This window comes from Moraxella sp. (assembly GCF_024227015.1).
Classification (GTDB): domain Bacteria; phylum Pseudomonadota; class Gammaproteobacteria; order Pseudomonadales; family Moraxellaceae; genus Moraxella.
Genome location: NZ_JAAELD010000189.1, coordinates 1 through 607, shown reverse-complemented (window position 1 = coordinate 607; position 607 = coordinate 1). Strand labels below are relative to the sequence as shown.

The 607-nt window shown below is 51.6% G+C and carries 1 protein-coding gene; it reads right to left on the bottom strand.

Going from position 1 to position 607, the window contains the following annotated elements; all coding sequences use genetic code 11:
* The coding region (locus tag GY683_RS04250; protein WP_297287563.1) for a hypothetical protein at nucleotides 1-453 on the bottom strand (453 nt) is incomplete at its 3' end.
* Nucleotides 454-607 lie beyond the last annotated feature (154 nt).

The window sequence follows — 607 nt, the reverse complement described above, 5'->3', positions numbered from 1 at the left end:
CACCCGGCGTATTTGCTTGACGGTGCGCTCAGTTACCTGTCCGCTTTTTTGCCGATAGGCCAGATACTGCTCATAGACGGGCGGCAGCAGCACAAAGTGCTTTTCGATGGGCCGTTTAATTTTTTGGTGAATAAACAAATACCACGAAAGTGCTCTGATCGCCCGGCCGTAGCTTTTGCCCACCTGTTTTTTGAACGCGCTGAGCACATCAAGGCTAAAAATCTGATCCCATCCCCAGCGGCCGTGTTGCACAAATGCGATAAAGTGCTCAAGTTCGCGTTGGTGATCGTCGCGGGTACTGTCAGGGTGGCCCTGGTCTTTCATCCACTGCAGATACGCATCGATGAGCTGCTGCAGGCGACATCTCAACGACAGGCTGACTTTGGGCAAACCGTGTTCTCGACACCAGCTTTGCAACCATTGCTCGGATTGACAAGATTGTGTCTCACTCATGGCAAATTCCTTTAAGGCTTTGTTGGATTAGCTGGGCAATGGGTAAAGGGTTTTGTTTGGCCGATCCCCTCTGTGGGCGCCTTGTGGTGAGTAAAGGTTTTGGTGGCAACTGCAGCACCTGAAAAAGGCTGCCGTCAAAGGCGATCAGATCTTT